We start from the raw sequence: 23,615 nt of genomic DNA on the forward strand, positions 1-23,615 counted from the left end.
GTGTTCCCTTTGATCGTTAAAGGGACAACATACTCGAGCAAGTCTCAGACTGGAACTAAACATGCTTAGGATATAGCCGATAAGTTCATCATGCATACGTGCAGATGGGGACATGCGAAACTTTGGTCAGTTTTGGGGGATATTATTCCCCTGTTCGCATTTGTTCTGATGCTGTCTGCCTGTTCCGAGCGCGATCTGAAAATGTCTTTCCTGAACAGCACCACCAAGGGCAACCAGGGTGATTTCGTTATCGACACCGGAAGCGGTGGCGGAAGTGAGCTGGTATCTGAAGGCACCGGGCCGGTGGATCTGGATGTAACCTGTGACAAGGCCATTGATAAGATTGAAGTTGAAAATCCCCAAACCAGCCAGTGGCGCGATGTCACGGAATTGGCTTCAGGCACCGAGTTTGACTGTGCAACCAGTGGGCAGGCCAAGCTGAAGCTTCCCTTGGATTATATCGCTCCTTATCAGGCACCGGCAAAACCCGGTGATGTGGTTCAGGATTTCCAGATTCGCTGGTATGTAAAAAATCTGCTCGGCGAAGTGCAGGTTTTCTATCGCACTTTAACGCTGAAGTTCAAAGCACCGCAATTGCTGATCGAGGAAGCGACAGATATCAACGTCGCTGCTGTTGCCGGAGGTTCTTATGTAATTTCCGGAAGCTGTGCAGAGGCGGAAGGGGTGATTGCCGTGACAGGCCCTTTCAATGGATCTCCGCTTTCAGCAAACTGTGATACACACAAACAGTTCTCTGTGCCCACTCACTATAATGGCGGGACAAATAAAACAGAGGCAACGATCCGTGTGACTCACTCTAAAGCCGGGGCGTATCGCTCGTATTCCGAAGTCGAAAAAACTGTGAAGGTCGATGTGACTGAACCCGCTGTCACAATGGAATCTGTAACCCCGGACCCCGCAAATTCAGCCATTGCCATCAAAGTGACCTTCAGTGAACCGGTTCGTAATTTCAATGCCACCGATGTGGTCTTATCCAGCGGACAGGTCAGCGGGTTTGCTGGTAGTGGCACCGTGTACACTTTCTCTGTGACACCGGCCAATCAGGGGCCTTTTACGGCGACCTTGGAAGAGGGGGCTGTTCAGGATATTTCGGGCAATCCTAATTCCACGGCGGCTTCTGTGGCTCGCAACTTTGATAGCGTCCAGCCGTCGGTGATCCTGTCATCCTCGGCGTCGGCCAATACAAGTTCCGCGATTCCAGTGGCGGTGACTTTCAGTGAACCAGTTACTGGTTTTACGGCATCTGATGTTGTTATTTCCAGTGGAACTGTGACAGGTTTTACAGGCAGTGAAAAAAGCTATAGTTTTTCAGTAACGCCAACGGCTCAGGGTGTGTTTTCTGTTTCTATTGCGGCCGGTGTTGCTGCGGATACAGCGGGTAACCCGAACCTCGCAGCCCCGGCATTTACGCGCACCTTTGATAGTGTTAAGCCCACCTTGACTTTGGCTTCCGCCACGTCCGCCTCCACCAATGCGGCAACGATTCCTGTGACCGCGACGTTTAGTGAATCTGTTATTAACTTTGCAGCGTCCGATGTTGTGGTTACGAACGGCACACTTAGTGGTTTTACTGGAAGTGGGAAGGATTATAGCTTTACAGTGACTCCTGCGGGACAGGGAGCTGTCAGCGTGTCGGTGGCTGCGGATGTGGCAACCGACGCCACGGGAAATGGCAACGCGGCCGCGACTTTGAATCGTACTTTTGATACAGCCAGTCCCACAGTTACGATAACTTCGACGGCACCCAGTGCAACCAACATTGCGGCCATTCCGGTGACTGTGACCTTCAGTGAAGCAGTCACAGGTTTTACGGCGGCGGATGTGACAGTCAGTGGGGGAACTCTTGGGACTATTAGTGGATCTGGAGCGACTTACAATTTCACGGTAACAGCAACGGCCGCAGGTCCTGTGACCGTGAGTATTCCGGCCGCCGTTGCCTTTGATGCTGCCGGGAACACCAATTTGGCGGCAACGGCTTTAAACAGAATCTATGACAATATCAAACCCGGTGTGACCATTACCTCCAGTGCACCGGCCACGACCAATGTGCAAATTCCAGTGACGGTGACTTTCAGTGAAAGTGTTACGGACTTTACTATCGAAGAGGTCGTGATCACCAATGGGACGGCTTCGTCCCTTTTAGGCTCGGGAACGACCTACACGTTCACTGTCACGCCGTTGGCGCAAGGGACTGTGACTGTTGCTGTGGGTGCCGGTGTTGCCAAAGATGCCGCCGGAAATGCAAATACGGCCGCGACTACGTTAAGCCGTGTGTTTGATTCTGCGGCTCCGACGCTGACCTTAACATCGGCCGCAGCGGCTAATACAAATGCTGCATTTTCGGTGACTGCGACATTTAGTAAGTCTGTGACTGGTTTTGCGGCGTCGGATATTACTATGACCAACGGTACGGTCAGTGGATTTGCCGGATCGGGAACAACCTACACTTTTACAGTCACGCCAACCGCTCAGGGTTCTGTGAATGTCACGGTGCCAGCTGGCGTTGCCACCGACACCACCGGAAATGGAAACGCCACGGCGACACTGAGTCGTGTTTATGACTCTGTCAAACCAACGGTGAGTCTTGCATCCTCAGCCCCGACAGCCACGAATACGGCCATTCCTGTGACCGTCACGTTCAGTGAACCTGTGTTAAACTTCGCTGTTGCGGATATCACCGCGACTGGCGGGACGATTTCTGGTTTCACCGGAAGTGGTGCGAATTATTCCTTCACCTTCAGTCCGAATATACAGGGAACAGTGACTGTGGCGATTGCAAAAGATGTGGCTCAGGATGCAGCTGGGAATACGAATACCGCAGCCACAGCTCTTTCCCGTGTATTCGACAGTGTGCCTCCAAACCTTGCCGGAGTGACACTGATTCAAACAACTTATTTGACCCGAACGGCGGCCATTAATTTCTCAACCGAAGCCGGGGCTGTGGTTGAAGTTCGTATTGAAAATAACTCCAGCGGTTCTGTTGTCTTGAATTGGCAGCAAGTGTCTTCAGGTTTCTATTACAATACGACGGTGAGTTCCGGAGTTGTCTATAAGTATTCTTTGCGAGCGACGGATGCCGCAGGTAACATCAGTATTGAGACAGTAAAGACCCTGCCAGCCTTTAGCTGTCCAAATGAATTTGTTTACATTCATAATCCGAACATCGCAGCGGTTGAACCATTCTGCGTGGGCCAGTTTGAGGCCAAGATGAGCGGCGGTGTTCCTCGTTTCATTGCGACCTATGCTCCGAGTTCGCTGAGCTTGATGGAAGCCACTGCCGCCTGTACCGGAATGGGAGATGGATATGACCTTATTTCCAATCAGGAATGGAACACAATTGCGGATCTGATCGCTCGACAGGGAGCCAATTGGACTTCCGGGACAATGGGGACGGGCCTGCTTCAGCGCGGGGACAATCAATCTTCGGCTTCAACTGCCGTCAATGTGGCAGATCCATGTGCCCCGAATATGCCGTCACTGTGTGACAGCAATGCCCTTCGTCGCTCACACTATCTTCCGCATGGTCAGTTGATTTGGGATTTTGCCGGGAATGCGGTGGAAGTGGTCAAGGATGCCGATGGTGTGGTTTATTCAGATGCAAAATATCTTTATGCGGCCACTCAGACAGCTTACACGCTGGATACCAAATACGGTACAATCTTAACTTGTTCATCCGTGGGCAGTCCCGACTATTGTGGTTTTGGTAAAATCGATTTTACAAATGAAGCCGGTGGAATCACCACAATCTGGAGGGGTGGAGCTGCCTACGAAGGAAATACCGTGGGTGTCTTCTCTGCAAAGCGAACCGCCAATGCGCTGGGTACAGTGACCAATGGTGGCTTCCGCTGCGTCTATCATCCTTAAGATTGCAAAAACCTTTTGCTGAGGATGTGGAATCGCCACGTCAGCAAGATAGAGGCGAAAATCAATCCCATTAACAGGCCAATCCAGATTCCCACCGGACCGACGCCCAAATGGAAGGCCAGCATATAACCTGCCGGAAGTCCCATCACCCAATAGGCGAAGAACGCAATAATGCTGGGCCACTGTGTGTCGCTCATGCCACGAAGGGCACCAATCGCCACGGCCTGAACACCGTCAAAGATTTGGAAGATCGCCACCACGACAAAGAACTTTGCAGCCCACGCGATAACATCCACATCATTCACATAAAAAGTCGGGAACCATTCGCGCAGGAAGAAAAAGCCCAGGGCACAGATCCCCATATAGGCGCCACCCATTTTGATGGCGGTAAACCCGGCAAAGCGGGCCGAGGAATAATCACCGCGTCCCAGTTCATAGCCTACGCGAATACTGCCTGCGATGCCGATGCCCAGTGTGATCAGGAAGCTGGTGCTGGCCAGGCTGATGGTGATCTGGTGTGCAGCCAGTGGGGTTGCTCCAAACCAGCCCATCATCACTGCGGCAGAAGAAAATGCACCGACTTCAAAGATATAGGTCATGCCGTTGGGAATCCCCAGACGAATGATGCTTTTTAGCAGATGATGATCAAAACGATGCGTCCAGCGTTCCGCCAGATACTTTTTAAAATGCGGATGGGCGTGAACATAAAACACCATCATCAACGCCATCAGGGTGCGCGCAAATAAAGTCGCATAAGCTGCGCCATTCAGGCCCAGCTTCGGGAATCCGTAATACCCATTGATCAGGACATAGTTCCCGGCAACGTTGAAAATCACGCCAAAGATCATCACAGACATGGCCACTTTGGTTTTACCGATGCCGTCAGTGAATTGTTTGTAGGCTTGATACAGCAAGCTGGGGAAGACCGACCAGATGGTGATTTCAAAAAAGGCGGAACCCATTGCCAAAACTTCCGGGGTTTGGCCGAAAATTTTTAAGTTGGGAAGAAGCGCATAAAGGGCGGCAATCATCACGGCACTTAGCCCGGCGGCGACCACCACACTGTGGCGTAAGAGAACTCCGCCATATGGATAATTTTCCTGTCCCTGCATGCGTGCAAACAGGGCCGTGACCGGAGCCAGCATCCCCATTCCAAAAAGCAGAAAGACGATAAAGACACTTCCGGCAAATGCTGATGCCCCCAAGGCAATAGACCCCAGTGCCCCCACCATGATGGTGTCAGCAAGAGTGATCAGATTCTGACCGACCTGGCCAATAACGATAGGACCGGAAAGCCTGGCTAAAAGCTTTCCTTCGTGAACAAGTTTAGACTGAGACAACTTCAGAAATCTCCGGGAAAAGTTCCTTCATGCGGGTTTCGATGCCCTCTTTCAGGGTGATCGTGGAACTTGGACAGCCAGAGCACGCACCTTTCATATGAATGTAAAGCACGTTATTTTCGTATTTATGGAAAACGATATCGCCACCATCCAGTGCCACCACCGGGCGGATCTCGCGATTCAAAACAGATTTGATATTGCGAACCATTGGGCTGTCGTTGGTATCGTCCTCTTCCGTTTGGATGAAGGACACAACCACGGGTTCATCGCGATCCAGATGTTCCTGAATCAGGCCGCTTAACGGGTGCGCCAAAAGCTCCCAGTCCACCCAGTCCTGTTTGGTGACGGTAATAAAATCCGGGCCCACGTAAACCGAGCTGGTCCACGGGAAGCCAAAGATTTTGGCAGCTAAAGGGGATCTGTCGGCCTCTTGCACGGTCGGGCAATCGAAGCCCTCGTCCGTCACCTTGCGGTGAAGCAGAAACTTCATCGTTGCTGGATTCGGGGTGGATTCAAAACTAACCTGACTTTTTGTATTTGTGGCACTTGCACTCATAGAGACCTCTCTAGGGACAAGGAACATTATACCACAGGGGGTTTTCTGCCAAGCGTGTTAATCCACGAGACGCGCTTGATTATATCCAAAAAACTCAATAAATTTACCCGGTCCTAGGGTTGTGCCTGCCCTTGCTTCAGGCGCACCGTAAAAATATGAATGTAAGTTTTCTTTAGGTTATAGGAGATCCAGATGACGCCAAGAGTTAGAGAGATTTTGAACTGGTACGGAGCTGACAATCCAGGAGTATTGACGAACCTGGCTCGCCTGATGAATCACGGTAAGCTAAAGGGAACTGGAAAGCTTGTTATTCTGCCAGTGGATCAGGGCTTTGAACATGGCCCGGCTCGCTCTTTCGCGAAAAATCCAGATGGTTATGATCCGAATTACCACGTTGAGCTGGCGATTGAATCCGGTTGCAGCGCTTATGCCGCGCCACTGGGTGCAATCGAAGCCATCGCGCGCGATTATGCAGGTGAAATTCCTTTGATCCTGAAAATCAACAACTCTGATTCTCTATACTCCAACAAAGCTCCGATCTCTGCTTTGACGTCTTATGTGGACGATGCTTTAAGACTGGGTTGCGTGGGTGTTGGTTTCACCATCTATCCGGGCTCCGCAGATCGCAAACAGCAGTACGAGGAAATTGCCAATGCAGCTCGCGCAGCGAAAGAGGCTGGTTTGGTTGTGGTGATTTGGTCTTACCCTCGGGGTGAACAAATCTCCAAAGAGGGTGAAACGGCGATTGATGTGGTTGCATATGCAGCTCACATCGCGGCTCAATTGGGCGCGCACATTATCAAAGTAAAACCTTCCACTTCCCACATCGAACAAACAGCGGCTGCCAAAGTTTATCAGGAACAAGGCATCAAAGTTTCCTCTCAAGTGGATCGCACTCGTCACATCGTGCAGTCTTGCTTCAACGGCAAGCGCATTGTGATCTTCTCTGGTGGCGAAGCGAAAAGCACAGAGGATCTTTTGAAAGAAGTGGGCGAACTGGCACAAGGTGGCGCTTTCGGTTCCATCATGGGCCGCAATGCCTTCCAACGTCCGAAAAAAGAAGCGCTTGAACTGCTACACAACGTAATGGAAGCCTTCGCAGGTAAAAAACTATGAGCATTAATGAAAATCCGCTAAGAGCGGAGAAACGTAAAAAACTTCATGCCCTTCGCGAGAAAGGCATCAACCCGTACCCTTATGTCTTTGAAAACAAGGCTAAGATTTCTGAAGTGGCGGCAGAACACGCAGCCACTTTGCAGCCGGGTGAAAAGAAGCCGGAATTTTCTTACCGTATTGCGGGTCGTTTGATGACTTTGCGTATGATGGGTAAGGCGTCCTTCTTTAATATCCAGGATCAAACAGGCACGGTGCAGGTTTACGTGAAAGTGGAAGAACTTTCTGAACAGGATCGCGCGGCATTTGAATTGGTGGATTTGGGCGATATCGTCGGGGTTGATGGTTATGTGTTTAAATCCCAAAAAGGCGAGTTCTCTATCTACGCGAAGAGCTTCCAGATTCTGACGAAAACAATCGAACCATTGCCGGAAAAATTCCACGGGGTTCAGGATATCGAAATCAAGTATCGTCACAGACATTTGGATTTGATGACCGATGCGGATTCCCGCAAAGTTTTTGAAACCCGTTCCAAAATCATCAAAGAAGTTCGTCGTTTTCTGGATGATCGCGGCTTTATGGAAGTTGAAACACCAACGCTTCAGCCTGTTTATGGCGGAGCTGCGGCAACACCGTTCACGACTCATCACAAAGCTTTGGATATGAAGCTTTACATGCGTATTTCGCCGGAGCTTTATTTGAAACGCCTGATCGTGGGTGGTTTTGAAAAGGTTTACGAGATCAGCAAAAACTTCCGTAACGAAGGTATCGACCGCACTCACAATCCAGAGTTCGCTTTGCTTGAGTTCTATGAAGCTTACACTGATTACAATTATCAGATGAAGCAGTTTGAAGAGCTGATTTCAAATCTTGCGCTGAAAATCACTGGCAGCATGAAAGTGACTTATCAGGGTAAAGAAATTGACTTCACTCCGCCATGGAGACGTTTGACCGTTCATGATGGTGTGAAAGAATACGCAGGGATTGATCCGGACAAAGCGTCTGATGACGAAATCTTCCAGGCTATTCGCAAGAATGGTGGCGACATTGATGAACCGGGTAAACGCGGTGAAATGATCATGGAGCTGTTCGAGCTGACAGCGGAACAGCACCTGTGGCAGCCGACCTTTGTGATGGATCATCCGGTGGAGATTTCTCCATTGACGAAGATTCATCGTCGCGACAACCGTCTGGTGGAACGTTTTGAGCCGTTCGCTGCTTGTATGGAAATCGGCAATGCTTATTCTGAGCTGAATGATCCGGAAGACCAGTTGGCGCGTTTGAAAGAGCAGGAAGCCAATCGTGCCAAAGACGAAGAAGCTCATCCAATGGATGAAGACTTCTTGTTGGCGATCGACGCTGGTATGCCGCCAACAGGCGGTGTGGGAATCGGTATTGAGCGTATCGTGATGCTGTTGACGGACCGTCCAAGCATCAGAGACATCATCTTCTTCCCGACGATGAGAATCACAAAATAGTCCTGACGAAGGGAGCGGAAAGCTCCCTTTGTGCTTTAAAGAGGGTGTGTATGAAAAAGATCCTTTTCCTTGCTGCTGTCATGATGCTTTCTGCGTGTCAGGTGAAGCCGACCAAAGTGACTGTCGAAGAACCTTTGATGGGGGAAAATATAACGGCCGAGCATTTGATGAAACAGAATCCGGTGATTTTGGATGCAAGACCTGCCTTTGAATTTAATCTGGCGCACGTTCCGGGCTCGATCAATGTGCGCTGGGAGGATTTCTCTCAACAAAATCCGCGCGCTCGTGGGTTGTTGCAGGCGGATCTGTTTGCTCTGGCAAGACGCCTGTCTTTGGTGGGAGTGGACCCTGAAACCCCGATTGTGGTTTTGGGGAAAGGGGCACAAGGAACGGGGGAAGAAGGGCGTATCGCCTGGACTTTGAAGGTTCTTGGGGTGAAAAGTGTTTATACCCTTTTGCACACCTCTTATCGCGAGATGAATACGAACCCGAATCGCGAAGTTCCGCCGGTCAAGAACAAGCCATACTGGAAGCCACAGGTGGCAGAAGGTTTGAGCGTGGATGTAAAGGTCTTTAAGGCCGATGTGTCGCAGGAACTAAGACCGGTGGTGGTGTTGGATGTTCGTTCCAGCCAGGAATTTACCCTGCGCAATATCTCCACAGAGAAATTTGTCAAAGCGCCAGTGATCAATATTGAATGGCGTGAATTCTTTGGAGAAAAAGGTCTGCCAACAAAGAAAATCGAGCGTCTGCTTTATGAAAAGAATATCACCAAGGACAATCGTATTTTGGTTCTGAGCAATCACGGCGTGCGTTCAGGGGCTGTGGTGTATGCGTTGAACTATCTGGGTTACAAGAATGCTGCCAACTTTGCCGGAGGCTATGAACAATGGAAGTAAATTCGCAAGAGCTGATCGCCATTCTGAAAAACAAGATCGCTTTGTACGAGCATCTTGGCATTACAGTTGAAGACATCAGTGCTTCGCGTGTTCGCTTTAAGGTTTCGTTGGAAAAGAATCGCAATCACAAGGGCACTGCTTTTGGCGGCAGTCTTTACGCCAGCGGAGTGCTGGCGGCCTATGCTCTGGCCTTGGCCGGATTGAAAGCCCAGCAGATCCCGACGGAAAATATTGTGATCGCCAAAGGGGAAATTCAATATCTGCGTCCGGTGGAAACTGACTTTGAAGTGGTCAGTGAGTTCAGATCACCTCAGGAACAAGAGGACTTCTATAAGACCTTAAAAGACACGGGCCGTGTGCGTGGAATGATCCGCACTCAGATACTGGGTGAAGGGGGTTCTTTAAAGGCCTCTTTGTTGGGCGATTTCGTTGTTAAATTGTGAGCCAGAATATCCAGAATTTCAGCCTTCTTCACGGGCTTGACGGCATAGGAATCACAGCCGCTGGTCAGGGCTCTTTGCAGGTCCTCGACCACCGCGGTGGCGGTCAGGGCGATGATCGGAGTGTGTGGCATTTTTTGTTCTGCCTCATAGTGACGAATCATCTCGGTGGCCTTATAGCCCGTCATAATCGGCATCTGCATATCCATAAAGATCAGATCATATTTTTTCTCTTTAAATTTATCGACAGCCTCCTGTCCATTGACCGCCTCTTCGCAATCAAAAGGCAGGCTTTTTAAGTAGTGAATCATTAAAACCCGGTTGTCTTCGGAATCATCGACCAAAAGAATGCGAAAGCGCTGTCCGGTTTTAAGTTGGGTCCAGACCAGCGAAGGCTTGTTCTGTTTTTCGATATTACTGGAAAAGTCCGGACGATGGGGAAGGGTGATGCGGAAAGTGGTCCCGCGACCGGCAAGACTTTTCATTTCCATGTTGCCGCCCATGATCTCCACCAGGTTCTTTGAAATCACCAGTCCCAATCCGGTGCCGCCGTATTTGCGGGTGATTGTGGGATCACCCTGAAAAAACGGTGAAAACAGTTTGGATTGTTTGTCGCGAGGAATGCCAATGCCGGTGTCCTGCACTTCGATCAGCAGTTTTTCAGCAGCGTTCTTGGTTAGATCAACTTTGACCGTCACAGATCCTTCGTTGGTGAATTTTAAGGCATTTCCTATCAGATTGAACAGTACCTGCCGCAAACGTGTTGGGTCCCCCCACTGCAAGGGCGGAACCTCTTTGGACAGGAAGAGTTCAAAATGCAGACCTTTTTCCTCGGCTTTAATCTGTAGAATTTCAAAGACGCTGCGAACGGTGCTGTGGATATTGTAGCTGACATTTTCAACTGTCAGGGCTTTGGCTTCGATCTTTGAAAAATCCAAAAGGTCATTGATCAGCGCTTTCAGGTTTTCTCCGGCATGGCTGAACAGGGTCAGATAGCGTTCCTGATCCTTGGACAGCTGGGTTTCACGCAGCAGCTCCAGCATACCCAGAACAGAATTTAGAGGGGTGCGGATTTCGTGGCTCATACGAGCCAGAAATTCTGATTTTGCACGACTGGCTTCTTCGGCCTGTTCTTTGGCGGATTTCAGTTGCCCTTCAGTTTCACTTAGTTCGTGAATTTTTCCGGTTAAGGTGGTGACAGCAGAACCGGTGATCAAAGAGCAGAAACACAATGTTAAAAGAGTGGCTGGGTTTTGTATTTCAGTCAGTGTGGAAGACCACGGCAGGTTTAAAAGTTTTGGCAGAATCACAGTTAAAAAAACCACAAAGGTATTCACGGACAAAGCCGCATAAAGACCATACCAGGCAGCCGAAGCCAGCATCACGATCCCGTAAATGTACCAGGTCTTTGGCAGGTCTGTTGCCACGGCCAGAATAAACATCGCACTTAAGGTGATGGCAAAAATGATTTTTTCTTTTCTGACCAGTCGGTCCCAGTGCAACGGAGGCAGGGGCTTGAAAGGAAACAGAGACAGTCCTTTATGGCTTAGCCAGGGCGAAATTAAGATCAGTGTGGGGATGCTGATAAAGACAGCCCCCAGCAGATCACCAACAGAGGTGGTTAGGACATTCCAAAAGAACAGGGATTTGTCCTGAAATCCTGAAAACGTGAAGATGCCCTGAATAAATGCAGAACAGATAACTGAGGGAATAAACAAACCATAGACAAAATAAAGACTGATGTTTTTCGGACTGGATTTCCAGCCACGTACATCTTTAAAGCGCTCTCGAACCAGAATCCATGAGAACAGAACCTCGAAGGTTTCCGGCAGGGCATAAAGGGGATAAAGAGCTTTGTTGGGAAGGTCAAACAGGGTTACTGCGATAAGGGCATTGATAAAGACGGCAGCCAGCACCCGTGGGCCCCACCACAGAGCCATGACCACGCCCAGATTAATTGGAAAATAAATCCAATACACACCATGCGAGGCCTTAAAGGAAAGACTCAAAAGAGTGCCTGCTAGTAAAATGAAAAACGGGACGACCCACGTCCACCCGGGCAAATGCTTCTCTTTCATGGTTTTATTTTAGAAGCATTTGCAGAGTGAGGCTAAAACGGAGATCGGAATATGTTAAAGGTCAATACGATCAACTTTAAAGAAAGTTTCACCAAAGCAGGTGCCAGCAGCACAGGTGTTAAAGTTTAAACATCCGCCTTCGCTTTGAATGCGATAGATATCGTCTTCCAGAATATCATCCATTCCTCTGGACAAGATTCCAACAATTTCACCTTGCGCATTCAACAGCGGTGAACCCGAGCTTCCCTGGAAGGTGTCTATTTCCATTTTGAAGTTCACGCGGCCTTTGTCATTTGAAAGGACGATTCCGATATCTTTCTTCAGCGGAAGTCCCAGAGGATAGGAAAGACTTAGCAGTTTCGTCCCTGGACTCAACAAGTCTGTGCTTTTTGCCATTTTCAAAGGCACAATGCCCGCGACAGGACGATCCAGCTCGACAACGGCGTAGTCGATACCTTTCATGGTCTGCTCGGCTTTCAGAATGCTTTTGCATTTGTAGATTTCCGCATCAGAAGTTTCCAGGGAGGCCGCTTTGTCTTTATCCCAGCCAAAGATAAAGCGTGCCTCGGTACAACTGCTTTTACTGTCCATACAGTGAGCGGCCGTCAGAACTTTGTTCGGGGCGATCAGGCTGGCGGTGCAATGTCCCAGCAAAGGTTGGTCTAAAAACCGTTCGTTCGGGCAAAGAGGATAAGCTTCAGACAGCTTGTATGTTTTTAAAGTATAGCGGGCCGGTGCCAGATTCTTTAATTTGTTCGGAGCAAAGACAACCGCAACGGCTTTGGCAACGGCGGCTTCGGAGGGGTTCTGTGTTGAGATCTCCTGACGGCTGTCACCGTGATAAATCACGGAAGCTGTGGCCGACGCATCCACGGCGGAGGTGTTGCTGTTTTGAGAACATCCCAGAACAAAAAATGAAAACAGAATGGAAAGCGGAAGAACAGTCTTCATTTTATTTCTTTTCAGGGCTTAGGCCTGCCAGTTGTCCGTTGATGGCAATAAAACCATCTTCATGGGGACCTTTTTTGGGATTTAAATGCAGCCAGTGTATGACGGCGCCGACAGGGGAATAGCTGTCTTTGATGAAGTCTCCGCAGGCGATAATTTCATCTCCATATCGGAATTCCGGCAGGGTGCCAAATTTGGTGTTGTAAATGACTTCCACGCGGTCGTCTGTGGTGTTCATGTCTTTATCCAAATCCACTTCGATGTGAATGTGTTTTTGGCGATCTTCAATCAGGCGCACGGCGATTCCGCGCACGAACGCCCGGGCCAGAAATTTATTTTCGGTGAACTCTTTCCAGGCCATGACCTGACTTTCATTAAAGCCAAGACGGTCCTTGCGATCAAAACAGGCGGGAAGGCCTTTAGCAAATGCACCAGAGGTGAAAAAGATCATCAACAGGATCAGAGTGGAAAAAGCAGTTTTCATAAGTCGCTAATTTAGCAAAAAAGTGGACGGCCCGGTGATTTCAGTGGAGCGAAGGTAAAGCTTTCCAAGGCTGTCGAGTGCATAGGCAGGCGGGGTGAAATCGCTTCGGAGTCCTAGTTAGTTATCTGACACCCGCTCGCTTTATCATCTTGTTTTCCCTTGGATTTCCGTTCTTTTTCAATCTTTCGGTTCGACCGGGGAATGCTTGTCTTTAGAGGTGCTTAGGTACTAAAGAAAATCCCATCATTGAGGAGTTTTACGAATGAAAACAACGACGGCTATCAAAGGCCTTATTCTGACATCTGCTTTAAGTCTGCACGGCATGGCTTGGGCCCAAGAGACTGTATCTAAGGAACCCGCAACAGAGACGACGGCTTCGTCTGAACTGGATGCTGTTGTTATTAAAGACGATCAGGAACTTAAAACCCGCACCACCTTGCGTGCGGAAAGAATCGAACAAACTCAAGCGGAGGATATCAAGGAATCCTTGAAGGGGATTTCTGATGTGACAGTGGGTGGTGGTCAGAAGAGTGCTCAGAAAGTTTATGTTCGTGGTATCGAGGACACTCAGTTGAACGTCACTGTCGATGGAGCCCGTCAAAGCGGTTATCTTTTTCATCACCAAGGTCGATTGAGTGTTGATACCGAATTGCTAAAGAAAATTGATGTGGATGCAGGAACTGGAAACGCTCTTTCCGGCCCGGGAGCTTTGGGCGGTGCTGTTCGTTTTGAAACCAAAGATGCCGAAGATCTTTTGTTGCCGGGGCAGCGCTATGGTGCTTTGGTGAAAGCTCGCTATGCGACAAACGCCGATGAAAAAGGCGGAAGCCTTGGTTTCTTTGGAAAGCCTTTGGATAAAGTTAGCTTCCTGCTGTACGGAAACTTTGCGGAATCCGGCAACTATCACGCTGGCGGCGGCGATGGCGTTGGATTTACGGCGGGAAAACCCAAAAGTGGTCTGGGTAAAATCGTTTTTACCCCTAGCAATGAACAAAAGCTGACCTTGGCGGCGAACCTTCGCGAGGACAATGCCCGTCGTTCATTGCGCAACCACTTTGGTGACTTGCCATTCAATCCACCGAACGATCAGGAATTTGGCAGTCAAAGTTATACTCTTCAACACACTTACAATCCGGCGACCCCTTGGGTGAATTTGCGATCTGAAGTCTATACGACATCAACCAAGATGAGTCAGGAAACAACCACTTCCAAATCTGAAGCGGAAGCCAAAAGTTTTGGTGGTCAGATTTCCAACAAGATGGATCTGGGTTCTTTGAACTCAGTCACGGTGGGGACGGACTACAATGTGGACCGTTCCGAGGGGCATCGTGCAACCGGCACAGAATCTGAAACCGGTCGCATCTTTGGTTTGTTCACTCAAGGGGTTTACCGTCCGGCACCGGCGTGGACATTGACGGCAGGTTTTCGTTACGACAACTATGATCTTGAGGACGTTTCCAGTGAGATGATCAATTCTCACCATCTTAGCCCGAATGCGCGCGTGGGTTATCAGTTTAACCCGATGTGGTCGGCGTATGCTTCGTGGTCTCAGGCCTTTAAAGGGGCCACTCCGATGGAAGCCTTTGTGATGAGTGGCGTGAAGGGTGTGGCTCCGGTCAGTAACTTAAAAGGCACCACGGCCGACACCTCTGAAATTGGTGTGACGGCGCAAGTGCAGGGGCTGACAGTGAACACCGTTGTTTATCACACGGTCATGCGTGATGTGATTCAAGTCAGTACCAACCGCACAACAGGAATCATGACCCGTTCGAACGCCGCCGATGATTTGAAGTTCCAGGGTGTGAACCTGAACGCGAACTATGAAGCAGGCGACTATGTGATTCGCGGCGGGTATTCCCACAACAAGTCTGAATATGGCAGCGAACCGTTGGGTTATGCTGTTTCCACTAAAGGCAGTGCCTTTGGTGATCGCTTCGTGTTTGGCGTGGATTACAAGCTAAGTCAGTACAACGTGCTTTTGACTTGGGACAGTCTTGTGGCGATGGAGCTGACAGATGTTCCTTCCGGTTCTGTCGAGCAGCCCGGATATGACATTCACGATATCGCGGCAAGCTGGATGCCGAATGAAAGAACCCGCGTGGGTATTTCTGTGCTGAATATCTTTGATAAGAAGTATGTCGCGCAGGGAACGCCTTACCAGGTTCAAGGTGCCGTGAATCCGATCTTTGAACCCGGCTGTGATGTCAGATTGACGGCGAGTTATTTGTTCTAGTCGGTCCTAAAAATGCAAAAGCGAGAAGAGCCTTCGCCAATCTCGCTTTTGGTGGATCTCCTGTCCGAATTCAACAGGAGGTGTCCGATGCGTAAACACACGTATTTACGTTATCGGCGTGTCTTGAAGATTACTAAAGAGGTCTTGATTATACTGGACCTCACTCTTTCTGAAGATATATTCAGCACTCATTATATTATTTGAAAATGGAATCCCACGATCGGTGATTGCGGGATTTTTTTGTTTTTTCGGTGAAAATACAAAATTGTTTGGTTCTTAACTGTGGTGGCTATGTGGCGTCATATAAACAATTTGTTGATTGCCATTCTGTGACACTAATATTTGCCTATCATCTAAATAAAAAGGGGGAGACGTGCGAACTACGATCTTCTGGTTATGCTTTCTTTTATCACTTGAAGCTTGGGCCTTACACGGGAACGCGGTGGAGCTTCCGAACGTGCCTCCAGAAGAGTTTGTGGACAATCGTTGTACTATCACAATTAGAGACACAATTGGTGATGTGAGTGTGACAGGAGATTTTGGGGAAGTTTATGTGAATACCCAGAACGAACTGTTTTGCAAAGTTGTTAACGAGAGCTCTTATTCTCTCCAGATTTGGTGGTTACACCAAGATCCTTTGGAGTACTATTCATCCAGTATGTACGCGGCTGGTATAGGCAACTGTCCGGGTATTTTTCAGGATTTTCCTACAGAGGAAACTTGCTATATTGGTATTAGGTTTGATCCTAAGAGTATCGTTAATGAAACTTCGAACTTTTCAGTTATCTGGCGTTTTATGTCCGGTGGAAATCAAGTGCGTAGTGTTCAGCATAGATACTACTTCAAAGGTTCATCTACTTATCGCTTGGGGCCCGAAGATCCGGTTGAACTGCCTGAAGACGACGATGATCCTGATGCGCCTCCTCAGACGGGACAATCTACTCATGTCGAGCCTTGTAATTGTATAAAGACGCAAAGCGGATCAATTATTAGAGTTGATAACCTGTCATTTGGCGAAGAAGTTCCTGTCGTTGGCACAAGTGTGTCGTTAGTTTATTCTAGCGAGCTTTCCGTGGGATATGAGGTTCCTTATATCAATCGGACTAAATATGCCTCTTTTAATCCGGAAGGTTGGATGGTGTCGTTGGTGCATTCCTATGACTTATCTCAACAGCGTCTTTTTCATGGGACGGGCCGTTCATTTGTTAAGCCGTATATTGATCTGAACTCAACGGAAATAATGGTCCCTGATTCTGGAGAGGTTTATGTTTTTTCAAAAGTAAATGGTCGTCATTTGCGGACTCTAACTTTTTTAACGGGGGTTACTAGGTATCTTTTTACCTATGACACCAGTGGGTATTTGACTAAGATATCTGATCTCTATGGAAATGAAACTCACTTTGTTCGTAGAATAGATAATACGCTGAAAGAAGTTATTCCTCCACTAGGGTTGGCGACAAATATTCAGGTGGACAGTCAGGGACGCATAAATCGAATTATTAATCCTGCAGGTGAAGTTCACAGTATCATTTATAAAGCCGGTACGGATCTTATAAGTGAGTTCAAGTTTCCGTCTGGAGCCGCAACAGCGGTAACATACGATGCAAAAGGAAGATTGAAAAGTACTCGAAAGGCTGGGACAGGATACGATTTTTCAATAGTTGGCGATGAGGAACGTGATGGCAACTATATAGTTCAGCGTTCCACCGAAGGGGTGATGTCGCGCTTCCGCAGCTATCGACAATTTTCAGGAAATACATATGTAAGATGGGAGAAGGGACCTACGGGAGAAGTCTCAAGTTACCATGAAGATCTTGATGGTTCGGCGACGACACAGCTTCGAGATAGTTGGGTTACGTCATTTACTGATAATGACGTTCGTTTTGGAGCAGCGCTTCCCCGACAAGACTATTTGGTTGAGACAGAGCGTGCGATCGAACGAACTACTAGGATTAGTCAGGATTTGATTGGCGGTGGCACTTCTCCTTTTAGCTATACATCTCTTACTGAAGAGGTAAGTATCAACGGGATGGTGCATTCTGCGTATTTTAATTGGGCGACTAAAACCATGACGATGACATCGGCAGAGGGGATTGAGTCTGGCTACAAGTTGGATGCAAACGAGAGAATCATAGCGTCCTGGCACGGCACAGATGAGCCGATTGATATTACTTATAATTCTCGAGGAAAAATTCATAGAATTGAACGTGGTGCCCGAACTATCAGCGAGTTGCAGTATGATGGAAGTGGCAATATAAGCTCGATTAGTAAATCTGGATATGGAACAAGTTCTTTCTTGTATGATCTTGCAGGCAGGGTGACTTTGACAACGATGCCCAACGGGCAATCAATCTTCTATCAATATAACTCAGATGGTCTTTTGTCTTCTATTACCCCGGCAGGAAAGCCGGCTCATTGGCTCTTTTATAATGCCTGGGGAGGAGTCAGCGGCTATCGTCCTCCTGTCATTAGCGGCGTTGATGCGTCAATTAGCTATCAGTACGATAGGGACAAGAGGATAAGGTCGATTCTCAAGCCGAGCTATTCGGAGTTGTCATTTGTATATGCTGTTAATGGAACACTGGCTTCGATAAGAACGCCCGAGAAGAGCCAAAAGTACGAGTACTATCCTAGTTCATCTCAAGTAAAGAAAGTTACGTCTTTTGATGGTGTTGAAAGTTCCTATGAATATGCAGGGAGACTCCTTGCTGGCATTACTCAAAGAGTTGTCTTTGGGGTAGAGATTGTATCAAAGGTACTATACACGTATGACAATTTTTTTCGTCCATCGAAGAAAACGATTTCTGCAAGCTATTTACCCCAGGATATCGTAATCAAGACAACTTATGACAAGGATGGACGACCTCTGCAAAACGGCGAGATTTCCTATACCTACGATGGGGTTAGCGGGAGAGCTACTACAGCAGCTATTGGAAATGTTCACGATCAATGGGGTTATAATAGTTTTGGGGAAATTTCTTCGTATCAGTCTTCTTTTGTCTTGGGAAGTCCCATTCCTATGTACTCTTATACTTTGGAGAGAGATCTTGCTGGACGTATTACTCAAAAGACGGAAACTGTTCTTCAGAAAACAAATGTATATAATTATGTCTATGATAGTGCCGGGCGACTATCGACAGTAAGAAAAAATGGAATTGTTATTAGCCAATACGAGTATGATGGAAATGGGAATCGACTTTCTGGCATAAATGAAGGAATGGCATTCACGGCTACCTATGATGATCAGGATCGAATTTTAACTTATAATGGGAAGCAGTACCTCCATAACAATTCGGGTGATGTTGTTGGAATTCAAGAGCCAATCTTAAGCAGACCACATAGCTATTCTTATGGTCCTCTGGGTAAGATGAAGTCCTATGTTCAAGCCAATGGAAAACAAGGAGAGCTTCTCGAAAATGCTCAGGGGCAGACAGTGCGCTGGATGCGAAATGGGGCGTCGCTTCGCTATGATATGTATGAAGGAGTAAGGCTGGTTGGGACATTCGATGAAGTAGCACGTACTTCTCAGTTCTATGTTCACGGAGAGTATGTGTTAACACCTTCGTATATGACTTACAAAGGGAGAGCATATCGTTTCATTACAGATCATCTGGGCTCTCCAAGGCTGATTGTGGATGTTGAAAATGGTAAAATCTTGCAGGAAATCGAGTATGATGTTTGGGGTAAGGTCTTGCGTGATACAAATGTCGGGGTTCAGCCATTCTCGTTTGCTGGTGGAATTGTGAATCATGATACGGGGTTTGTGAGATTCGGAGCTCGTGATTATGATCCGGAGACTGGGAGATGGACGAGCAAGGATCCGATATTGTTCAGTGGTGGGGATACGAACTTGTATGGGTACGTGAATAGTGACCCTATTAACGGTATTGATCCAAGTGGTCTCAAAACCAGAATACTTATAACCAGAAATGCACTTGGATTTGGTAATCACGTTGCTCTTCAAGTTGACAATGGAGGTAGTCCGATTCTCTACGATCCGGGTGGCTCCTTTGGAGGGGCTAAGTCAGGTACTGGGGCTTTTGATGGCGGCGCTGCTGTATCTGCCGGGAATGATAAACACCGATCACCACCGGAGACTGGGAGATGGACGAGCAAGGATCCGATATTGTTCAGTGGTGGGGATGTAAATCTTTATGGTTATGTACTCCAAGACCCTATCAACTTATATGATCCATCTGGTACTGATGTGTGGATTGAAGGTGCGAATGAAAAGGAGCCAATGGGGCACTGGAGTGTTAATGTCGGAGAACCAGATGGAGATTATAAGTCTTATAGTTTTGCCTATGATTTTGATCTAGGTCGCCCTTTGGGTGGACATGTTTATCCTGATGTTGAGTTGGGAGGTAATATTCTCAGATATAAAATTACTACTTCATCAGTTGATCGTGAAATGATTCGGCAGCTAGATGCTGAAGTGGGTAGGCAGGGAAACTATTTGAAAGAAGGAACTTGCAGGGGCTTTAGTGAAAATGTGTTCAACTCGACTCCAGGGGTTGAGGTGCCATATCGTGGAAAGAGAAGTAATGGGAAGTAAGGGCAGAGTTGAATTTTTTATTCTATGGGGCATAGGGCTGGGGCTCATGGTTGCCGGTGGCGTTTTTGGATTGGCGAGCTCAGAGGATTACAGCCGAATTCTCTGGTATTGTATGGGGCTTGAAGCTCTAGCTTTAGCAGCATTCTTGAAGCTATACAGGGCCTCGGGAAAGACGGGAAAAATCGTATGTTCTTTAACCATCATGATGTCGTTATTTCTGATGCTTCAGGCCTGGAATCGAATTTTTTAGAGTTTCTTAAAGTTTATGGCGAATCCCCGTTTTATGTTAATTAGATTATTTTGTTCTCTAGTTTTTGCGGCAATTTTCCTTATTAGTGTAGGTGGATATTCTGCACTTCCCTGTCCTTACGGAAAGGACTTGTTGGATATGGATAAGGCCGAAGGAAAGGTGGCTGCATCCTTGATGAGATATTTTGAAGATAAGGAGAATGTTGGAAAGAAGATACAGATAGAAAAATGTAAATATAAGATTGTTGTTGATGGCTTGAGGTTTGTTGGGTTGGCGAGTGGGAAAGATCCAGATTTATCCATCGCTATGCTGGAAAAAAGTGGAGTTCGCAAGGCTGTTGTGTGGATTAAAAATAAAAAGTCTTCTTCTCGGCTTCCCCAGTGTGCGGACGGAGATAGTAACTTAACATTGTTCGGTGAGATATATACTTTTGAAAATTTGAATATAGTAGGGCAGATGGTCTTTATTAATTGCCCACCATATTCGTGGAAGCGCTTGGAGTCCACTGTGCGATGAAGCTCGGTTATGCTACGGCTACGGCCGTTTAGAAGACTGAGAACTGAGGTTGTGAGTCCTGGTTTGAATTTCATGAAAAGACCAGCGTGCTTTACGTCTATTCGAAGCACTGATGATGCCACGAGTGTCTTGAAAGTGCTGCTATCTACCGATCCACTAACTTCGATAATCGTTTTGTAGGAGGGTTATTTTGGAAAAAATTATTTTAGTGTTCCTGTTGCTTTGTACTATGGAAAGTCGTGCGGGCTCGACGGTGGTGGCCTGCGGCAACAAAGAGTACCAAAAAGCAGATGAACAATTGTCCTCTGTCGTAAAAGGATTGAAAAATTCAAAGAAGCCATGGCTGGAACTTCAGTCTGTCTTCAAAGTCTGGGAGCCATGCAAAAGTAAGTTTCAGGACAATGTTGCTGTCTCCTATTGGAGGATAGATACTTCTAAGAGAGGTAACAAAGTCTCTCCTTCGTCGGCCTAGTTTTCTGTCGCAAAGTATAAACAAGAAATCTTGTTTTGCGATTTTGTAATTCTCGTTATCTCCTTGTGAAAACATAAAGTTATTTACAGGAGGCTGCGAGAGATGAATCTTGCTCGATGTATCAGATCAATAATAACCTTTTCATTTATTTTTGCGTTCTCGCTAAGTGCTCAGGCCGAAAGCCTCCGTTTTAATTACTCAGCGAAGCTTCAGAATCTTATTAGTACGAATCAGCAGTATTCGATTGCAAAAGTCAGTATGTTGCCTTCCAACCCGAATCCGGGACAAAAAGTAAGTTTTGCGATAGAGGTTGTAACGGGATTTGAAGGCCCTGCAGAACTTGATCTGATTCTTTCAGTAAGCTTCAATGGACAACCTTTGAAGTCTTATCATCGCGGCGGACGACTGTGGGTGACGGAAGCGGTTCTTATTGAAGCTGCTGGGGCATTCCCACATACAGCTCAACTGTTTGTTCAAAATCGCAATGAATCAGAATTTATCCAGAAACAGCTTATTGAAGCTAAGACTGATATCGAGTCGTTAAATCGTCAGATTTCCCAAGAAACAGATCCTGCGCGCAAGGCCTACTTGGAATCCCAACGCGATATTCGACAGTCTTACGTCATAGATCTTCAAAATAGTCTGGAAGCATTGAAGCGCCCGGTAGCTTCAAAAACAACGGTGTTCGATATCGGGCATGCTACTACTCCCGTGGATCAGCCAAGTATTTCTGCTGTAGATCCATCTTATGGCTCCAAGGACGGAGGACAGCAGGTCATTATTACGGGCGAAAACCTGGAAGAAACAACAAAACTTCTATTTGGAGGTGAAGAGATTCCCTTTTCTTCTTTGGTGATTACGGGAACGTCCATTACCTTTACCACGCCGGCTTCTACTGAAGGAGCTAAAGAAGTCATTCTGGAATCCACTTCGGGCGGTTCAACCGTAACCACGCGTCTTAAAAATGCATACATTGCTATTGAAGTGCAAACCGGAGGTCCTGTAGGACCAGCTTATCCAGTGGCATTTGCTGGAGTTCCGAAAGACACCCCGGCAGAAGTTCCGGTGCAGTTGGATGGCAGTGCTTCGTACAGCCCTGATGAAGCTGCTTTAACGTATTTGTGGACGGTGGTAACTAAGCCAGCAGGGGCAGGCACGCAAGATGGAGTTCTTGATGACGCTACTTTGGTCAATCCGTCTTTTTCAGCGACTGTAAGTGGAACCTACGTGGTTTCGCTGGTTGTATCAAATGGAGTAAAGCAAAGTGCTCCCTCTTTGACAGTTGTTACTGTGGGGCCGAAAGATCCTGTTACTTTAACACCATCCCAAATTTCTGGAGTGGTTTCCAAAGATGGTGTCTATATTGGGTCATTCAGGGCTTGTAATAATCTTCAGTCCGAAATGCGGTACCAGCTTTTTAATGCCAACCGTATAGTTCTGATTTCCGGGTTTAAAAGAGGAGTTATTGCAAAGGGGAACTGTCAGACGTTCCAGTTTTCTGTTACAAACTATGGAACTACCACATTGAACTTCGATATTCCGTTTGTTGTTCAAAATCCTGTTCATTTTACTAAAATTTTGAATATTGAAGTTGCTCCAGTAGCAGCTACAGCATTGTCGCTTTTGACCGGTTTCTCCGCATCCCAATGGGCGGGAGAACAAGACTTGGAAGTGCTATCGCAGTCCTCGTATGTTCCTCTATTTGGTACTTATGATGAAGCGGCAGAAACATTTATTGTTATCAGAAATGATTCATCGTCTGCGATCACGATTACTCAGGCTCCAGTTATTACTCACTTGAACGGTAGTGCTGGAGTATTTTCTGCCGACTTGCCAACTGGTGGCATTGAGATCCCGGCTAATGACCAAGTGTTATTCCCGATTTTAGTGAGTCCTGGAACCTTTATTGGAAATATCGCGGAGGCAATGCTTGAGTGGGAAACTGAAATCAACGGACCGTCACGAGTTTTAATGCTCCAGACATATAAATTGGCAGCTCCTACTAGTCAGGCTGTTACAGTGGACTTTGGTGAACATGAGGCTGGCTATTATCCTCCCGGTAAGTACTTGAGAGTGCCTTCTGACTTCCTTGGAAGTGTTGCGGGCTTTGCGGAGGTTTCAAGTATCACCGTGACCGACGACGATAATGGGGATTTCTATTTGGATTTAACCTCGTGGCCGGGAAGTATGCTTGTTGGGAATATCGATTATATCAGATCCACGGGTATAGACTTGCGAGCGGATTTTGAAAATTTTGCGGCTGGCGTCTATCAAGGCAAAGTACAAGTCAAAGTAAAAGGCTATCAAACGCCATTTGAATACACCTGTGATTTGACTCTCGTGGCACCGGAAGAACCATAAGGAGAAG

Annotated in this window: 16 protein-coding genes; 11 read left to right on the top strand and 5 right to left on the bottom strand. The window is 47.4% G+C overall.

Annotated elements, in window-relative coordinates; genetic code table 11:
• The first annotated feature begins 90 nt into the window (after positions 1–90).
• Positions 91–3,885 (top strand): Ig-like domain-containing protein, encoded by a 3,795-nt coding sequence (locus EZJ49_RS09160; protein ID WP_262551756.1) that lies wholly within the window; start codon positions 91–93, stop codon positions 3,883–3,885.
• Here the strand turns inward: EZJ49_RS09160 and EZJ49_RS09165 are convergent.
• Together EZJ49_RS09165 and EZJ49_RS09170 are read right to left on the bottom strand one after the other, a co-directional pair.
• Complete coding sequence (locus EZJ49_RS09165; RefSeq protein WP_262551757.1) at positions 3,882–5,225, bottom strand: MATE family efflux transporter; 1,344 nt, start codon at positions 5,223–5,225, stop codon at positions 3,882–3,884. The genes EZJ49_RS09160 and EZJ49_RS09165 overlap by 4 nt on opposite strands.
• On the bottom strand, positions 5,212–5,781 hold the full coding sequence (locus EZJ49_RS09170) for a NifU family protein (RefSeq protein ID WP_262551758.1): 570 nt from the start codon (positions 5,779–5,781) through the stop codon (positions 5,212–5,214). The genes EZJ49_RS09165 and EZJ49_RS09170 overlap by 14 nt, the downstream gene beginning before the upstream one ends.
• Positions 5,782–5,973: 192 nt before the next feature.
• Between EZJ49_RS09170 and EZJ49_RS09175 the strand changes: the two genes are divergently transcribed.
• The 4 genes from EZJ49_RS09175 to EZJ49_RS09190 are packed head-to-tail and all read left to right on the top strand — an operon-like array spanning position 5,974 to position 9,714.
• Positions 5,974–6,897 carry a class I fructose-bisphosphate aldolase gene (locus EZJ49_RS09175; protein ID WP_262551759.1) on the top strand — a complete coding sequence of 308 codons (924 nt, stop codon included), beginning with the start codon at positions 5,974–5,976 and terminating at the stop codon, positions 6,895–6,897.
• Complete coding sequence (lysS, locus tag EZJ49_RS09180; protein ID WP_262551760.1) at positions 6,894–8,372, top strand: lysine--tRNA ligase; 1,479 nt, start codon at positions 6,894–6,896, stop codon at positions 8,370–8,372. Before EZJ49_RS09175 ends, lysS begins: the two co-directional genes overlap by 4 nt.
• A gap of 50 nt (positions 8,373–8,422) precedes the next feature.
• On the top strand, positions 8,423–9,271 hold the full coding sequence (locus EZJ49_RS09185) for a sulfurtransferase (protein WP_262551761.1): 849 nt from the start codon (positions 8,423–8,425) through the stop codon (positions 9,269–9,271).
• Positions 9,262–9,714, top strand: coding sequence for a thioesterase domain-containing protein (locus EZJ49_RS09190; protein ID WP_262551763.1), 453 nt, complete (start codon positions 9,262–9,264; stop codon positions 9,712–9,714). The genes EZJ49_RS09185 and EZJ49_RS09190 overlap by 10 nt, the downstream gene beginning before the upstream one ends.
• Here EZJ49_RS09190 and EZJ49_RS09195 read toward each other — a convergent pair.
• Genes EZJ49_RS09195 through EZJ49_RS09205 form a run of 3 tightly spaced genes read right to left on the bottom strand, consistent with a single transcriptional unit; the run spans position 9,648 to position 13,221 of the window.
• Positions 9,648–11,789 carry an ATP-binding protein gene (locus EZJ49_RS09195; protein WP_262551764.1) on the bottom strand — a complete coding sequence of 714 codons (2,142 nt, stop codon included), beginning with the start codon at positions 11,787–11,789 and terminating at the stop codon, positions 9,648–9,650. The genes EZJ49_RS09190 and EZJ49_RS09195 overlap by 67 nt on opposite strands.
• A 54-nt stretch (positions 11,790–11,843) precedes the next feature.
• Positions 11,844–12,740, bottom strand: a complete 897-nt coding sequence (locus tag EZJ49_RS09200; protein WP_262551765.1) for a trypsin-like serine peptidase — start codon at positions 12,738–12,740, stop codon at positions 11,844–11,846.
• Between the two features lies 1 nt (position 12,741).
• On the bottom strand, positions 12,742–13,221 hold the full coding sequence (locus EZJ49_RS09205) for a hypothetical protein (protein ID WP_262551766.1): 480 nt from the start codon (positions 13,219–13,221) through the stop codon (positions 12,742–12,744).
• A gap of 262 nt (positions 13,222–13,483) precedes the next feature.
• On the opposite strand from EZJ49_RS09205, the gene EZJ49_RS09210 reads away from it, so the two are divergent.
• The 6 genes from EZJ49_RS09210 to EZJ49_RS09235 all read left to right on the top strand — a co-directional run bounded on the left by EZJ49_RS09210 (position 13,484) and on the right by EZJ49_RS09235 (position 23,608).
• Complete coding sequence (locus EZJ49_RS09210; RefSeq protein ID WP_262551767.1) at positions 13,484–15,454, top strand: TonB-dependent receptor domain-containing protein; 1,971 nt, start codon at positions 13,484–13,486, stop codon at positions 15,452–15,454.
• Between the two features lie 373 nt (positions 15,455–15,827).
• On the top strand, positions 15,828–20,009 hold the full coding sequence (locus EZJ49_RS09215) for an RHS repeat protein (protein ID WP_262551768.1): 4,182 nt from the start codon (positions 15,828–15,830) through the stop codon (positions 20,007–20,009).
• Complete coding sequence (locus EZJ49_RS09220) at positions 19,984–20,259, top strand: hypothetical protein (RefSeq protein ID WP_262551769.1); 276 nt, start codon at positions 19,984–19,986, stop codon at positions 20,257–20,259. Before EZJ49_RS09215 ends, EZJ49_RS09220 begins: the two co-directional genes overlap by 26 nt.
• Positions 20,260–20,274: 15 nt before the next feature.
• On the top strand, positions 20,275–20,775 hold the full coding sequence (locus EZJ49_RS09225) for a hypothetical protein (protein WP_262551770.1): 501 nt from the start codon (positions 20,275–20,277) through the stop codon (positions 20,773–20,775).
• A gap of 190 nt (positions 20,776–20,965) precedes the next feature.
• Positions 20,966–21,247, top strand: coding sequence for a hypothetical protein (locus tag EZJ49_RS09230; RefSeq protein ID WP_262551771.1), 282 nt, complete (start codon positions 20,966–20,968; stop codon positions 21,245–21,247).
• A 102-nt stretch (positions 21,248–21,349) separates the two neighbouring features.
• Positions 21,350–23,608, top strand: a complete 2,259-nt coding sequence (locus tag EZJ49_RS09235) for an IPT/TIG domain-containing protein (RefSeq protein WP_262551773.1) — start codon at positions 21,350–21,352, stop codon at positions 23,606–23,608.
• Positions 23,609–23,615 lie beyond the last annotated feature (7 nt).

The organism is Bdellovibrio bacteriovorus, from assembly GCF_025558485.1.
Classification (GTDB): Bacteria; Bdellovibrionota; Bdellovibrionia; order Bdellovibrionales; family Bdellovibrionaceae; genus Bdellovibrio; species Bdellovibrio bacteriovorus_G.

Bases quoted from the DNA above. Each gene is read 5' to 3' on its own strand.
- EZJ49_RS09160 (WP_262551756.1), top strand. From the start codon at position 91: ATGCATACGTGCAGATGGGGACATGCGAAACTTTGGTCAGTTTTGGGG.
- EZJ49_RS09170 (WP_262551758.1), bottom strand. From the start codon at position 5,781: ATGAGTGCAAGTGCCACAAATACAAAAAGTCAGGTTAGTTTTGAATCC.
- EZJ49_RS09175 (WP_262551759.1), top strand. From the start codon at position 5,974: ATGACGCCAAGAGTTAGAGAGATTTTGAACTGGTACGGAGCTGACAAT.
- lysS (WP_262551760.1), top strand. From the start codon at position 6,894: ATGAGCATTAATGAAAATCCGCTAAGAGCGGAGAAACGTAAAAAACTT.
- EZJ49_RS09185 (WP_262551761.1), top strand. From the start codon at position 8,423: ATGAAAAAGATCCTTTTCCTTGCTGCTGTCATGATGCTTTCTGCGTGT.
- EZJ49_RS09190 (WP_262551763.1), top strand. From the start codon at position 9,262: ATGGAAGTAAATTCGCAAGAGCTGATCGCCATTCTGAAAAACAAGATC.
- EZJ49_RS09195 (WP_262551764.1), bottom strand. From the start codon at position 11,789: ATGAAAGAGAAGCATTTGCCCGGGTGGACGTGGGTCGTCCCGTTTTTC.
- EZJ49_RS09200 (WP_262551765.1), bottom strand. From the start codon at position 12,740: ATGAAGACTGTTCTTCCGCTTTCCATTCTGTTTTCATTTTTTGTTCTG.
- EZJ49_RS09205 (WP_262551766.1), bottom strand. From the start codon at position 13,221: ATGAAAACTGCTTTTTCCACTCTGATCCTGTTGATGATCTTTTTCACC.
- EZJ49_RS09210 (WP_262551767.1), top strand. From the start codon at position 13,484: ATGAAAACAACGACGGCTATCAAAGGCCTTATTCTGACATCTGCTTTA.
- EZJ49_RS09225 (WP_262551770.1), top strand. From the start codon at position 20,275: ATGGCGAATCCCCGTTTTATGTTAATTAGATTATTTTGTTCTCTAGTT.
- EZJ49_RS09235 (WP_262551773.1), top strand. From the start codon at position 21,350: ATGAATCTTGCTCGATGTATCAGATCAATAATAACCTTTTCATTTATT.